Source organism: Enterobacter sp. D2 (genome assembly GCF_034427575.1).
Classification (GTDB): Bacteria; Pseudomonadota; Gammaproteobacteria; order Enterobacterales; family Enterobacteriaceae; genus Enterobacter; species Enterobacter cloacae_M.
Map to the genome: position 1 here is coordinate 1735681 of NZ_JAXQPP010000001.1, position 13339 is coordinate 1749019.

The window sequence follows — 13339 nt, forward strand, 5'->3', positions numbered from 1 at the left end:
CATGCTTCCTTGCGACATCTGTAATTCGCCTTCCCGGCATTCTGTGCTGGTCATTTTGCCAGCAGTCGAATAACGATAAGCAATTAGCGGACCAGTTGCAATACAACGGAAGTTCAACCGCCTGAAAAGTCAAAATGAAGGCAGCGAATCATTTCACGACTATTTCTTTTTATGCCATTTATCGTCGTCTCCTTTCTCATATTCATGTTTTACTGCGGCCCAGGCGACTTTGTGGGCCGTCTCTTCACGGCTGGCATCATCCCGGCGATCGTCCTTGTCTTTGTACTGATCCCAGGCGCTGTTGAACGCCTCTTTGTAGATATCCTGCGCGTGGGCGGGCAGCACGTTTTGCACGTTATCCGGTAATTCACGTTTCGCTTTATAGGGCATCACTAACCTCTCTTTTGGTTAAAGAGATAAGTGTGGACGACGATACGCCATGGTGCCACCCGACAATAATTTATGAGTGCATTATATTTTTAATTGACTGTTATTTAATGGGTATTCAACAAAAACATGGCATTATGGACATCAGAAATTAAAATAATGAAAAAGGGTAAAATTAAGTAAAAAATAAAGGGTATTTAACAGAGTTCTGTTAATTTAATGACCTCAAAAATCTATCTATAATTACAAGCACCTGCATTGATGGAGAAGCACATGACAGCAACACACGAGGCGGTAAAGACCCGCCACAAGGAGACGTCACTCATTTTCCCGGTTCTGGCACTGGCTGTGCTGCTCTTCTGGGGAAGCAGTCAGTCACTGCCAGTGGTGGTTGGTATCAATATTCTTGCCCTGGTCGGCATCTTAACCAGCGCGTTTAGCGTTGTTCGCCATGCGGACGTCCTGGCCCACCGTCTGGGCGAGCCGTACGGATCGTTAATTCTCAGTCTTTCCGTTGTTATTCTCGAAGTCAGCCTGATTTCCGCCCTTATGGCGACCGGCGATGCCGCGCCGACGCTGATGCGCGACACGCTCTATTCGATCATTATGATTGTAACGGGCGGCCTGGTAGGCTTCTCTCTGCTGCTGGGCGGGCGCAAATTTGCGACCCAGTATATGAACCTGTTCGGCATTAAACAGTATTTGATCGCCCTCTTCCCGCTGGCGATTATCGTGCTGGTCTTCCCGATGGCGCTGCCGGGTGCAAACTTTTCCACCGGGCAGGCGCTGCTGGTCGCACTGATTTCCGCCGCCATGTACGGCGTGTTCCTGTTGATTCAGACCAAAACGCACCAGAGCCTGTTTGTGTACGAGCATGAAGATGACGGCGACGATGATGACCCGCACCACGGCAAGCCGTCTGCCCACAGCAGCGCGTGGCATACGGTTTGGCTGATCGTGCATCTGATTGCGGTGATTGCCGTCACCAAGATGAACGCTAACCCGCTGGAGACGCTGTTAACCGAGCTGAACGCGCCGGTGGCGTTTACCGGCTTCCTGGTGGCGCTGCTGATCCTGTCGCCGGAAGGGCTGGGCGCGCTGAAAGCGGTGTTGAATAATCAGGTGCAGCGCGCAATGAACCTGTTCTTCGGCTCCGTACTGGCGACGATTTCACTCACCGTACCGGTGGTGACGCTGATTGCCTTTATGACCGGTAACGAGCTGCAGTTTGCGCTGGGTGCGCCGGAGATGATTGTGATGGTCGCCTCGTTGCTGCTGTGCCAGATTTCGTTCTCAACCGGACGCACCAACGTGCTGAACGGCGCGGCGCATATGGCCTTGTTTATTGCGTATCTGATGACGATATTTGCGTAATTTTATCCGGTGCGGGCTGATGCCCTCACCCCAACCCTCTCCCCCAGGGAGAGGGAGAAAGCATAAAAAAACCCGCCGAAGCGGGTTTTTTTATTATTTGCTGGTATCTAGCTCGTCGAAGCTCTTCACCAGATCGTCAATCGCTTTGATCTGCTTCAGGAACGGCTCCAGCTTGTCCAGCGGCAGCGCGGATGGGCCGTCGCATTTTGCGTTATCCGGATCCGGGTGCGCTTCAATGAACAGGCCGGCCAGACCGGTTGCCATGCCGGCGCGCGCCAGCTCGGTCACCTGGGCACGACGGCCACCGGACGCAGCGCCGAACGGGTCGCGGCACTGCAGGGCGTGGGTCACGTCGAAAATCACCGGAGACTGGCCGGAGACATTTTTCATCACGCTGAAGCCCAGCATGTCGACAACCAGGTTGTCGTAACCGAAGTTTGCGCCACGGTCACACAGAATGACCTGATCGTTGCCGCCTTCGATAAATTTATCGACGATATTGCCCATCTGCCCAGGGCTGACGAACTGTGGTTTCTTCACGTTGATAACGGCACCGGTTTTCGCCATCGCCGCAACCAGGTCGGTCTGGCGAGCCAGGAATGCCGGGAGCTGAATCACATCCACCACGTCTGCCACCGGCTGCGCCTGAGAGGCTTCATGCACGTCGGTGATCACTTTTACGCCAAAGGTCTGCTTCAGCTCCTGGAAAATTTTCATTCCCTCTTCCAGGCCCGGGCCACGGTAAGAGTTGATGGAGGAGCGGTTGGCTTTGTCAAAAGAGGCCTTAAACACGTACGGGATACCCAGCTTCTGGGTCACGGTCACGTAGTGTTCGCAGATACGCATAGCAAGATCGCGGGATTCCAGCACGTTCATGCCGCCGAACAGTACGAACGGCAGGTCGTTTGCTACCTTGATATCACCAATGCTAACCACTTTTTGTTTCATAGGATCGCCTTATTCAGGTGTGAATCGGAATTAATATTAATGCAGTGTAATTTGTTTGTGCGAGATCGCGTTGATCTGCGCACGAATCATTTCGCTAATGGGGTCTTCCGGACACTGCTCGACGAAATAATTCAAATCATTCAGCGCCACGTGTTCACAGTCGAGCTGCGCGTAGATCAGCCCGCGATCGCGAATTTCGTACGGATCTTCCGGGTTGAACTGCAGCAGCACTTCGCTGGCTCGCAACGCCAGCTCCATCTGACGCTCTTCCATTAACGCAGACTTCAGCGTATCCAGCAGCTTGCGGATCACTTCTGCGTTATCCGCCTCGTCGAGATCTTCGTTGAAGAGTTCAGCCACCGGGCTGATATTGCCTTTCAGCCACACGTCCAGCGTATGTTCATCCAGCGTGTCGCCGTTGAAGGGATTAATGAGCCACATTTCACCGTCCAGCCACTCAGCGCGCAGGATCATCTGCGTCGGGAAAATGACCGGGACTAGCGGAATATCCAGACGGTGCGCGACCCACAGCAAAATAGAACCCAGCGCCACGGCGCTGCCCTGACGATTTTTTAAGACCTGGTCCAGCCATAACGCGTCAGACAGGCGATACACGCCCCGCGTGTCGCAGAAACCCCATTCGCCGTAGAAAAGCTCCAGCAGCTTCTCTAATTGCCAGTCTTGCGGGCGGGCCTGATTAATCTCTTCACGCGCCAGGCTGACCAGATTCTCCAGCTCATCGTAGACAAACTGCGACGTAAAATCGTCGCGAATCATCTCAGAAATCAGGATCATGCCATCACAAAGCGGCACTTTATTAAATTCGAAATCGGCTAAGGACCTCATGACTTACCCCAGTAACGGTATTCTTGTGGTGGCGAGTTTAATGATGATGTACAGCACCACCAGACCCAGCAGAAAGGCGATAAACCCGACCTGCTGGCTGCGCGGACGACGACGCCCAAGCGCGATAAAACCCAAAACGATGTAGATGATAACGCCAAACAGCTTTTCAGTCAGCCATGCACCTTTATCAGTAAATGGCAGATAGCCGGTCTTCCACATGAGCCCGACACCGGAAAGTAGCAATAGCGTGTCGATGCAGTGCGGCGCGATACGCACCCAGCGGGCATCCGTCAGCGGATTGTTGCTGTAGCGCCACCAGTAACGGACGATGAAAAAGCTGATGGTCAGCGCAACGGAAATGAGGTGGACGGTAATGAGCACGGTAAAGAGGCTCATAGCCACTGCCCCAGCGTCAGGCGTTCGTTGCCGCCGTAGTCGCGGCAGGTTTCGACAGCGGCGTAGCCAGCTTGCGTAAACAGTGCCCGAACGTCCTCTCCCTGCGTCCAGCCATGTTCCACGAGCAGCCAGCCGCCGGAAAGCAAATGTTTTCGTGACGTTGTCACAATGTGATCGATATCGGCTAATCCCGCGTTGGCGGCCACGAGGGCCGTCAGCGGTTCGAAGCGCACGTCTCCCTGCGCAAGGTGCGGGTCATGTTCGTCGATGTAGGGAGGATTGCTGACAACCATAGCAAATGAGCGATTCTCCAGCGCCTCAAACCAGCTGCTTTGCAGCACCGTCACGTTGCGAAGCCCGTGACGTTCCACGTTACGCTGCGCCAGCGCCACCGCATCGGGCATTACATCCACCGCCGTCACCGCGCAGTCGCGCCGCTCGGTAGCGAGCGCCAGCGCGATAGCCCCTGTCCCGGTACCGAGATCGAGAATGCTGCAGGCCGCCGCCGGTAAACGCGCCAGCGCCTGCTCTACAAGACACTCGGTGTCCGGACGCGGGATCAGCGTCGCCGCCGAGACGTAAAGCGGTAACGACCAGAACTCACGCTCACCGACAAGGTGCGCCACCGGCTCGCCGGTTTTACGGCGGGCAAGCAGCGCGGCGAGCTGCGCTTCCTGTTCCGCGGTCAGTTCGGTTTCGCCAAAAGCCAGCAGATACGTGCGGGCTTTACCCGTCACATGCTCAAGCAAAATTTCGGCGTCGCGTTTCGGGCTTTCGCTTTCTGAAAGCTCACCGGCAGCCTCACGTAACCAGCGCTGAAAATCCATTATTCCTGCTCGGACAGCGCCGCCAGCTGGTCGGCCTGGTATTCCTGCACGATAGGCTCGATCAGCATATCCAGCTTCCCTTCCATCACCTCGTCCAGACGGTACAGCGTCAGGTTGATGCGGTGGTCGGTTACGCGCCCCTGAGGGAAGTTATAGGTGCGGTTACGGTCGCTGCGATCGCCGCTGCCCAGAAGGTTACGGCGCGTAGAGGCTTCCGCCTGCTGGCGTTTCGCCATTTCGGCTGCGTGGATACGCGCGCCCAGCACGGACAACGCTTTGGCTTTGTTTTTGTGCTGTGAACGCTCGTCCTGACATTCAACGACGATGCCGGTCGGCAGGTGGGTAATACGGATGGCGGAATCGGTGGTGTTAACGTGCTGACCGCCCGCGCCAGAGGAGCGGAACGTATCAATACGCAGGTCCGCCGGATTGATATCCGGCAGTTCAGCCTCCGGCAGCTCCGGCATCACCGCAACCGTACAGGCGGAGGTGTGAATGCGGCCCTGAGATTCGGTGGCCGGTACGCGCTGCACGCGGTGACCGCCGGATTCAAACTTGAGACGACCGTACACGCCGTCGCCGCTGATCTTGGCGATAACCTCTTTGTAGCCACCATGTTCGCCTTCGTTGGCGCTCATGATCTCCACGCGCCAGCGACGCGATTCGGCGTAGCGGCTGTACATGCGGAACAGATCCCCGGCAAACAGAGCCGCTTCGTCACCGCCGGTACCGGCGCGCACTTCCACAAACGCGTTACGCTCATCGTCCGGATCTTTCGGCAGCAGAAGCACCTGAAGCTGCTGCTCCATCTCTTCAGAACGCGCTTTCGCATCCTGCAACTCTTCCTGCGCCATCTCGCGCATTTCAGGATCGTCGAGCATCATCTGCGCGGTTTCGATATCTTCCTGAACCTGTCGCCAGTCGGTAAAGCATTTAGAAACATCACTTAACTGCGCGTATTCACGCGAGAGCGCGCGAAAACGTTCCTGGTCCGCAATGGTCCCGGCATCCCCGAGCAGCGCCTGTACTTCTTCATGGCGCTCGTGCAGAGCTTCCAGTTTAGCGACGATAGAAGGCTTCATAGGCGTAAGTGCACCTTGTCTTAGAAAATGGGTATAGGGCGCTATTCCAGCCCGAGGCTGTTGCGCAGAATAGTCAGGCGTTCATCATCCCCGTCACGGGCAGCCTGCTGAAGAGATTTGGTTGGTGCATGGATCAGGCGGTTGGTCAGTTTCCACGCCAGATCCTGCATAATCGCATTTGCGTCGCCGCCCTGTTCAAGGGCCGCTAACGCTTTGGCAGTCAGGTCATCACGCACCTGCTCCGCCTGCCCGCGGTACTCGCGGATGGTCTCGCTGGCGCTTTGCGCGCGCAGCCAGGCCATAAACTCACTGGTTTCCTGCTCGACGATGGTTTCCGCCTGAACCGCCGCCGCTTTACGCTGGGCAAGGTTGTGCGAAATGATGCTTTGCAGGTCATCCACGCTGTAGAGATAGGCGTTAGGCAGCTTGCCCACTTCCGGCTCAACATCGCGCGGGACGGCGATATCCACCAGCAGCATCGGCTGATTACGGCGGGACTTCAGCGCACGCTCCACCATCCCTTTTCCGATAATCGGCAGCGGGCTGGCGGTTGAGCTGATGATAATGTCCGCCTCTTTCAGGCGTTCATCGATGTCGCTCAGGGCAACCACCTCTGCACCCACTTCATCCGCCAGCACCTGCGCGCGTTCGCGGGTGCGGTTTGCGATAATCATCTTTTTCACTTTATGCTCGCGCAGATGGCGCGCCACAAGTTCGATGGTTTCGCCCGCGCCCACCAGCATCACGGTGACGGTAGACAGGGATTCAAAGATTTGGCGTGCAAGGGTGCAGGCCGCGAAAGCAACAGAAACCGCACTGGCACCAATGTCGGTTTCGGTTCGCACACGCTTCGCCACGGAGAACGACTTCTGGAACATGCGCTCCAGCTCGCTGGCCTTCAGATGCCCTTTTTGCGAATCCGCAAACGCTTTTTTCACCTGCCCCAGAATTTGCGGCTCGCCCAGCACCAGTGAATCCAGCCCGCTGGCGACGCGCATCAGATGGCTGACGGCATCGTTGTCCTGATGCCAGTACAGGCTGTTGCGCAGCTCGTCTTCATTGAGATTGTGGTAGTCGCATAGCCAGCGGATCAGCGCTTCGTGCAGGTTGTCCTGCTCTTCCACGCTTAAATACAGCTCGGTACGGTTGCACGTCGAGAGCACCACGCCACCCTGCACCATAGGCTGTGCAAGCAGGCTGTCCAGCGCCAGGTCAAGCGTATCCGGCGAAAACGTCACGCGTTCTCGCAGCGAAACCGGAGCCGTTTTGTGGTTGATGCCGAGTGCTAATAGGGTCATGTTGAGCGGGAGTAGTACCAGCGTTAATAAGGTTAGCAGAACGCATCATACAGGATGCGCGAGATCAATAAAAGGGACTGCCCCCTTTCGGAGTAATAGGTTACACAACCCTTTGAGATAATTTGAACGTAGACGGTAGCCCCCTTCGACGCTAGCATTAACAGTTATAACTGCAACGTATCTCAAGGATTTGTCCTCATTATGACCCGACTGATTCGCCTGCTGCCGCTGGCAGCACTGGTTCTGACCGCGTGTACCGTCACCCAACCAAAAGGCCCGGGCAAAAGCCCTGATTCACCGCAGTGGCGTCAGCACCAGCAGGACGTCCGTAATTTGAACCAGTATCAGACCCGCGGCGCTTTCGCTTATCTCTCTGACGAACAAAAGGTTTATGCCCGCTTCTTCTGGCAGCAGACGGGACAGGACAACTACCGCCTGCTGCTGTTGAACCCGCTGGGCAGCACCGAGCTGGAGCTTATCGCCAAGCCGGGCGAAGCGCAGATCACCGATAACAAAGGCCAGCACTATACCGCGTCCGATGCCGAAGAGATGATTGGCAAGCTGACCGGGATGCCAATCCCGCTCAACAGCCTGCGCCAGTGGATCCTTGGCCTGCCGGGGGAGGCAACTGACTACACCCTTGACGACCAGTACCGTCTGAGCCAGGTGAATTACACACAGAACGGCAAAACCTGGAAAGTGGTGTACAGCGCCTATGACAGCAAGAGTAAACCGTCGCTGCCATCAAACATGGAGCTGACCCAGGGCAGCCAGCGTATCAAGCTGAAAATGGACAACTGGATCGTTAAATGATGACCCACTGGCCCTCTCCGGCAAAGCTGAACCTGTTTTTATACATTACCGGCCAGCGTGCTGACGGGTACCACACCCTGCAGACGCTGTTTCAGTTTATTGACTATGGCGACACGATCTCTATTGAACTGCGCCAGGACGGGCAGATTTGCCTGCTAACGCCGGTCGAAGGCGTGGCGCATGAGGACAACCTGATCGTACGCGCCGCGCGTCTGCTGATGAAAGCCGCGGCGGAATCGGGCCGTCTGCCCGCGGGAAGCGGTGCGGATATCCGTATCGAGAAACGCCTGCCGATGGGCGGCGGTCTGGGCGGTGGATCATCCAACGCCGCCACCGTGCTGGTTGCGCTGAATCACCTCTGGGGCTGCGGGCTGTCGAAGGACGAACTGGCAGCCCTGGGCCTGACGCTGGGGGCGGATGTCCCGGTGTTTGTGCGCGGTCATGCGGCCTTTGCTGAAGGCGTGGGTGAGATTCTCTCCCCGGCTGAACCGCCGGAGAAGTGGTATCTGGTTGCCCACCCTGGCGTGAGTATTCCGACCCCGGTCATCTTTAAAGATCCTGACCTGAAAAGGAATACCCCGGTTCGGTCAATAGAAACGTTATTAAATTGTGAATTCAGCAACGATTGCGAGGATATCGCAAGAAAACGTTTTCGCGAGGTTGATGCGGTGCTTTCCTGGCTGTTAGAATACGCGCCGTCGCGCCTGACTGGTACAGGGGCCTGTGTCTTTGCTGAATTTGACACCGAATCCGCCGCTCGTCAGGTGCTTGAGCAAGCGCCGGTTTGGCTGCATGGTTTTGTAGCACGTGGGATGAACACCTCCCCCCTACAGCAGACCATTCTGGCGCAGACTGAGTTTCGGTGACAACGTCACCCTGTTCCAGACGTTGCATCGCGCTCTTTAATACACCGCCTGGATAGCCTTCGCCTGGCCCGCACAGTTTGCGGCGAACGCTATCCACCACTGGACGCATGCCTGAGGTTCTTCTCGTGCCTGATATGAAGCTTTTTGCTGGTAACGCCACCCCGGAACTAGCACAACGTATTGCCAACCGCCTGTACACTTCCCTCGGCGACGCCGCCGTAGGTCGCTTTAGCGACGGCGAAGTCAGCGTACAAATTAACGAAAATGTACGCGGTGGTGATATTTTCATCATCCAGTCCACCTGTGCTCCAACGAACGACAACCTGATGGAACTGGTTGTTATGGTCGACGCCCTGCGTCGCGCTTCCGCAGGCCGTATCACTGCTGTAATCCCTTACTTCGGCTATGCCCGTCAGGACCGTCGCGTCCGTTCCGCGCGTGTGCCAATTACCGCTAAAGTTGTTGCTGATTTCCTGTCCAGCGTCGGCGTTGACCGCGTACTGACCGTTGACCTGCACGCAGAGCAGATCCAGGGCTTCTTCGACGTTCCGGTTGATAACGTATTCGGCAGCCCAATCCTGCTGGAAGACATGCTGCAGCTGAACCTGGATAACCCAATCGTGGTTTCTCCGGACATCGGCGGCGTGGTACGTGCCCGTGCTATCGCTAAGCTGCTGAACGATACCGACATGGCGATCATCGACAAACGCCGTCCGCGCGCAAACGTTTCTCAGGTGATGCACATCATCGGTGACGTTGCTGGACGTGACTGCGTGCTGGTTGACGACATGATCGATACCGGCGGTACGCTGTGTAAAGCAGCTGAAGCGCTGAAAGAGCGTGGTGCCAAGCGCGTGTTCGCTTACGCGACTCACCCGATCTTCTCCGGTAATGCGGTAAACAACCTGCGCAACTCCGTCATTGACGAAGTTGTGGTATGCGATACCATCCCACTTAGCGACGAGATCAAAGCACTGCCAAACGTGCGTACGTTGACCCTGTCCGGGATGCTGGCCGAAGCGATTCGTCGTATCAGCAACGAAGAATCCATCTCAGCAATGTTCGAACACTAATCGAACACGGCCGAAAAACCCGCTGCGGCGGGTTTTTTTGTCTCCGGGTTTTATTTGTATGATTAATGCCTCCTTCACCTGCCATTCATATGACAGATGATGCGCATACGGATGATAGATAATTGTGAAAAACGTAGCCTCCTCACATGTTCTGCCCTTTCGCGCCCTCATCGACGCCTGCTGGAAAGAGAAGTACACCTCGTCACGCTTTGTCCGTGACCTGATTGCCGGGATCACCGTCGGCATCATCGCCATCCCGCTGGCGATGGCGCTGGCGATTGGCAGCGGCGTTGCGCCGCAGTACGGTCTGTACACCTCGGCCGTTGCCGGGATCGTCATTGCCCTGACGGGCGGTTCGCGCTTCAGCGTCTCCGGCCCGACCGCCGCCTTCGTGGTGATCCTCTACCCGGTTTCGCAGCAGTTTGGTCTGGCAGGCCTGCTGGTCGCCACCCTGATGTCGGGCGTATTTTTGATTTTGTTTGGTCTGGCCCGCTTTGGTCGCCTGATTGAATATATTCCCCTTTCCGTGACGCTGGGGTTCACCTCGGGGATTGGTATTACCATCGGAACCATGCAGATCAAAGATTTCCTCGGCCTGCAGATGCCCCACGTACCGGAGCACTATCTGCAAAAAGTGGGGGCGCTGTTTATGGCGCTGCCGACGGCCAACCTGGGCGACGCCGCCATCGGGATTGTGACGCTGGGCACGCTGATCGTCTGGCCTCGCCTCGGTATTCGTCTGCCGGGCCATCTGCCCGCGCTGCTACTGGGCTGCGCGGTGATGGCGATCGTCAATATGCTCGGTGGTCACGTCGCGACTATCGGCTCGCAGTTCCACTATGTTCTGGCGGACGGTTCACAGGGTAGCGGTATTCCGCAACTGCTACCGCAGCTGGTGCTGCCGTGGGACATGCCCGGCTCCAGCTTCACCCTAAGCTGGGATTCCCTGCGAGCCCTGCTTCCCGCCGCGTTCTCTATGGCAATGCTGGGGGCGATTGAATCCCTGCTCTGCGCCGTCGTTCTGGACGGCATGACCGGCACCAAACACAAAGCCAACAGCGAACTGGTCGGTCAGGGATTAGGCAACCTCGTCGCGCCGTTCTTCGGCGGTATTACCGCAACGGCAGCCATCGCCCGTTCTGCGGCCAACGTCCGCGCGGGTGCAACCTCACCGGTTTCGTCGGTTATCCACTCCGTGCTGGTGATCCTCGCCCTGCTGATCCTCGCCCCGCTGCTCTCCTGGCTACCGCTTTCCGCCATGGCCGCCCTGCTGCTGATGGTGGCATGGAACATGAGCGAGGCGCACAAGGTGGTGAACCTGCTTCGTCGCGCGCCGAAAGACGACATCATCGTGATGCTGATCTGTATGTCGCTGACCGTGCTGTTCGATATGGTTATTGCCATCAGCGTCGGGATCGTGCTGGCTTCCCTGCTGTTTATGCGCCGTATTGCGCAGATGACGCGCCTTTCCCCGGTTAACGTCGAGGTGCCTGACGATGTGCTGGTGCTGCGCGTGATTGGCCCGCTGTTCTTCGCCGCGGCGGAAGGTCTGTTCAGCGATCTGGAGTCCCGCATCGCGGGCAAACGGGTTGTGGTGCTGAAATGGGATGCCGTACCGGTGCTGGATGCAGGCGGCCTGGATGCCTTCCAGCGCTTTGTGGCACGTCTGCCGGAAGGCTGTGAGCTGCGGGTGAGTAACCTGGAGTTTCAGCCGCTGCGCACCATGGCGCGCGCGGGCGTGCAGCCTATCCCTGGCCGACTCTCCTTCTACCCTAACCGTGAAGCCGCGTTAGCGGATCTGTGAGTCTCATGATGCAGAGAAACGTCTGTGCATCATCACCCCGATCGCCTGCTGGAGCCATGCAAGCACGGCAGGCGTCATCCAGGTTCCTTTCATCAGGTGCGGCTCCTGCTGCATGGCTGCGCGAAACTTTTGCTGAGTTTCCGGGCTGGTGCCCGCGTAAGACTGGAACAATGCCAGCCAGTTTTCAGCCAGCTTTTGCGCCTCCTCACAGGCAGGATCGATATTTTCCCGCTGCGCCTGATGCAGTTTCGCCACCAGCGGCGGCCACTCCATCATGCGGTCAAAGTAGTGCTTCCGGGTAAAGGCCATCTCCTCGGCAGTGAGATACTTCTCCCATATGCAGAGCTTAGACTCAGCAAACGCGCGCGTGATGTAATCCGTCATCTCCGGCGTGATGCCGGTCTGCGCCTGCATCTGCGGTTCAACGCTGTGCATCTCGTTCAGCCGGGTGAGAAACTCCGGCTTGCCCGCCGTGTCCTGCTCCAGGCGTTCCATCCAGCGCGTCGCCAGATCCATCGCCCGCGCGTCAGTCGCGGATATATGTTGCTCCAGAAGCGTCTTAGCCTCTGCAACCAGCCCTGACCAGATAGCCGCCAGCGCATCCTTCTGCACCGCAAACGGCAGCTGCTGTAACTCTTCTTTGCTAAACCAGCGATCGTACATATTCATTAACTCCAGAGTCTGTAGCCAGGATTCCAGATCCGGCGTCGCATCGTCGAGGAGCCCGGTCCGCAGATCCACCAGCCGGTCGCGCAGCGTATGTATGCTGCGCAGCTGTTTATCCAGCAGCGTGATTTGCGCATCGAGTAGCTCGGTTAACGACAGCGACTCCTGTTCCAGGAAATCCCTGATTTCAGCAAGTTCCAGCCCCGCTTTTGCCAGCGTCTGGATCATGTGCAGACGCTGGACATCCGCCAGGTTGTAAAGCCGGTAACCTGCCGCGCTTCTGGCTGAAGGCAGCAACAACCCTGTTTGCTCATAGTGGTGCAATGTCCGCACGGTGATCCCGGCGCGTTTCGCCAGCTCACCCACCTGAATCAACATAACTGCTCCTTTTTCTTTGCCAGTGGCGCCACTCTGGAGCCTTACGTTACGTGAGGGTCAACCCTTGATGCAAAAAAAAACGACTCCCACGGGAGCCGTTTCGGCGTTCTTTATCAGGCACTAGCTGTGCTTATGCTGATCGCGACGACAGCGTTTGTCGTAGTGGCGCACCCACCAGTATTTATCGCAGACCTCCTCATGTCCGCTCACGCGCGCCCCGGCGAGCCACAATACCGCACCAACGAAGATGCTCAATATCGCGCCGTGCGCGAAGTATTGCGGGAGGTCAATCTGAGGTAACTGGTTTAAAATGGAATAACCTACGCCGGCTACCATCACGAACAGCCCCAACCCCATCAGCACGTTACCGAGTAACGAAGCGTTTTTGCGTTTCATGTGTCACCTCCGGAACTTTGGGTTGTCAGGAGAAAAGCCCCTAATCCTTGTGTGTAAAGTATAGACAACGCCTCTTTTATGAGTTGCGTGAATGATCACAATTACAGATAAGTCCCAAACAAAAGTTTACAAATAAGGCTTTGAACAGCTTGAAATTCTAATTGTTCAAATCAGAAATTATTCGT

Annotated in this window: 14 protein-coding genes; 5 read left to right on the forward strand and 9 right to left on the reverse strand. The window is 56.6% G+C overall.

What is annotated here, in order from left to right:
- Positions 1-159: 159 nt before the first annotated feature.
- Positions 160-390 (reverse strand): putative cation transport regulator ChaB, encoded by a 231-nt coding sequence (gene chaB, locus SPG90_RS08380; RefSeq protein ID WP_023312121.1) that lies wholly within the window; start codon positions 388-390, stop codon positions 160-162.
- A 270-nt stretch (positions 391-660) separates the two neighbouring features.
- Between chaB and chaA the strand changes: the two genes are divergently transcribed.
- Entirely contained in the window at positions 661-1761 is a 1101-nt protein-coding gene (gene chaA / locus SPG90_RS08385) for a sodium-potassium/proton antiporter ChaA (protein WP_023312122.1), read from the forward strand.
- A 93-nt stretch (positions 1762-1854) separates the two neighbouring features.
- Here chaA and kdsA read toward each other — a convergent pair whose 3' ends face one another.
- Genes kdsA through hemA form a run of 6 tightly spaced genes read right to left on the reverse strand, consistent with a single transcriptional unit; the run spans position 1855 to position 7158 of the window.
- Positions 1855-2709, reverse strand: a complete 855-nt coding sequence (gene kdsA, locus SPG90_RS08390) for a 3-deoxy-8-phosphooctulonate synthase (protein ID WP_023312123.1) — start codon at positions 2707-2709, stop codon at positions 1855-1857.
- 36 nt (positions 2710-2745) lie between these two features.
- A complete protein-coding gene (sirB1, locus tag SPG90_RS08395; RefSeq protein WP_023312124.1) occupies positions 2746-3555 on the reverse strand; it encodes an invasion regulator SirB1 in 810 nt (269 codons plus the stop codon).
- 3 nt (positions 3556-3558) lie between these two features.
- On the reverse strand, positions 3559-3951 hold the full coding sequence (gene sirB2, locus SPG90_RS08400) for an invasion regulator SirB2 (protein WP_126303985.1): 393 nt from the start codon (positions 3949-3951) through the stop codon (positions 3559-3561).
- The gene (prmC, locus tag SPG90_RS08405; RefSeq protein WP_126303983.1) at positions 3948-4778 is read right to left on the reverse strand and encodes a peptide chain release factor N(5)-glutamine methyltransferase; all 831 of its coding nucleotides are present in this window, start codon (positions 4776-4778) and stop codon (positions 3948-3950) included. The genes sirB2 and prmC overlap by 4 nt, the downstream gene beginning before the upstream one ends.
- Entirely contained in the window at positions 4778-5860 is a 1083-nt protein-coding gene (prfA, locus tag SPG90_RS08410) for a peptide chain release factor 1 (protein ID WP_021240360.1), read from the reverse strand. Before prfA ends, prmC begins: the two co-directional genes overlap by 1 nt.
- 41 nt (positions 5861-5901) lie before the next feature.
- Positions 5902-7158 carry a glutamyl-tRNA reductase gene (gene hemA / locus SPG90_RS08415; protein WP_023312127.1) on the reverse strand — a complete coding sequence of 419 codons (1257 nt, stop codon included), beginning with the start codon at positions 7156-7158 and terminating at the stop codon, positions 5902-5904.
- 201 nt (positions 7159-7359) lie between these two features.
- On the opposite strand from hemA, the gene lolB reads away from it, so the two are divergent.
- From lolB to dauA, 4 genes are all read left to right on the forward strand, one after another.
- Entirely contained in the window at positions 7360-7971 is a 612-nt protein-coding gene (gene lolB / locus SPG90_RS08420; protein ID WP_047174020.1) for a lipoprotein insertase outer membrane protein LolB, read from the forward strand.
- On the forward strand, positions 7968-8837 hold the full coding sequence (gene ispE, locus SPG90_RS08425; RefSeq protein WP_029741606.1) for a 4-(cytidine 5'-diphospho)-2-C-methyl-D-erythritol kinase: 870 nt from the start codon (positions 7968-7970) through the stop codon (positions 8835-8837). Before lolB ends, ispE begins: the two co-directional genes overlap by 4 nt.
- Positions 8838-8962: 125 nt before the next feature.
- Entirely contained in the window at positions 8963-9910 is a 948-nt protein-coding gene (gene prs, locus SPG90_RS08430; RefSeq protein WP_003856663.1) for a ribose-phosphate diphosphokinase, read from the forward strand.
- Between the two features lie 124 nt (positions 9911-10034).
- A complete protein-coding gene (dauA, locus tag SPG90_RS08435) occupies positions 10035-11714 on the forward strand; it encodes a C4-dicarboxylic acid transporter DauA (protein WP_126303981.1) in 1680 nt (559 codons plus the stop codon).
- A 3-nt stretch (positions 11715-11717) separates the two neighbouring features.
- On the opposite strand, the gene SPG90_RS08440 is transcribed toward dauA, so the two are convergent.
- Positions 11718-12758 (reverse strand): MerR family transcriptional regulator, encoded by a 1041-nt coding sequence (locus SPG90_RS08440; RefSeq protein WP_163353905.1) that lies wholly within the window; start codon positions 12756-12758, stop codon positions 11718-11720.
- A gap of 120 nt (positions 12759-12878) precedes the next feature.
- On the reverse strand, positions 12879-13154 hold the full coding sequence (gene ychH / locus SPG90_RS08445) for a stress-induced protein YchH (RefSeq protein WP_023312132.1): 276 nt from the start codon (positions 13152-13154) through the stop codon (positions 12879-12881).
- Positions 13155-13339: the final 185 nt, after the last annotated feature.

Bases quoted from the DNA above. Each gene is read 5' to 3' on its own strand.
- chaB (WP_023312121.1), bottom strand. From the start codon at position 390: ATGCCCTATAAAGCGAAACGTGAATTACCGGATAACGTGCAAAACGTG.
- chaA (WP_023312122.1), top strand. From the start codon at position 661: ATGACAGCAACACACGAGGCGGTAAAGACCCGCCACAAGGAGACGTCA.
- kdsA (WP_023312123.1), bottom strand. From the start codon at position 2,709: ATGAAACAAAAAGTGGTTAGCATTGGTGATATCAAGGTAGCAAACGAC.
- sirB1 (WP_023312124.1), bottom strand. From the start codon at position 3,555: ATGAGGTCCTTAGCCGATTTCGAATTTAATAAAGTGCCGCTTTGTGAT.
- sirB2 (WP_126303985.1), bottom strand. From the start codon at position 3,951: ATGAGCCTCTTTACCGTGCTCATTACCGTCCACCTCATTTCCGTTGCG.
- prmC (WP_126303983.1), bottom strand. From the start codon at position 4,778: ATGGATTTTCAGCGCTGGTTACGTGAGGCTGCCGGTGAGCTTTCAGAA.
- prfA (WP_021240360.1), bottom strand. From the start codon at position 5,860: ATGAAGCCTTCTATCGTCGCTAAACTGGAAGCTCTGCACGAGCGCCAT.
- hemA (WP_023312127.1), bottom strand. From the start codon at position 7,158: ATGACCCTATTAGCACTCGGCATCAACCACAAAACGGCTCCGGTTTCG.
- lolB (WP_047174020.1), top strand. From the start codon at position 7,360: ATGACCCGACTGATTCGCCTGCTGCCGCTGGCAGCACTGGTTCTGACC.
- ispE (WP_029741606.1), top strand. From the start codon at position 7,968: ATGATGACCCACTGGCCCTCTCCGGCAAAGCTGAACCTGTTTTTATAC.
- SPG90_RS08440 (WP_163353905.1), bottom strand. From the start codon at position 12,758: ATGTTGATTCAGGTGGGTGAGCTGGCGAAACGCGCCGGGATCACCGTG.
- ychH (WP_023312132.1), bottom strand. From the start codon at position 13,154: ATGAAACGCAAAAACGCTTCGTTACTCGGTAACGTGCTGATGGGGTTG.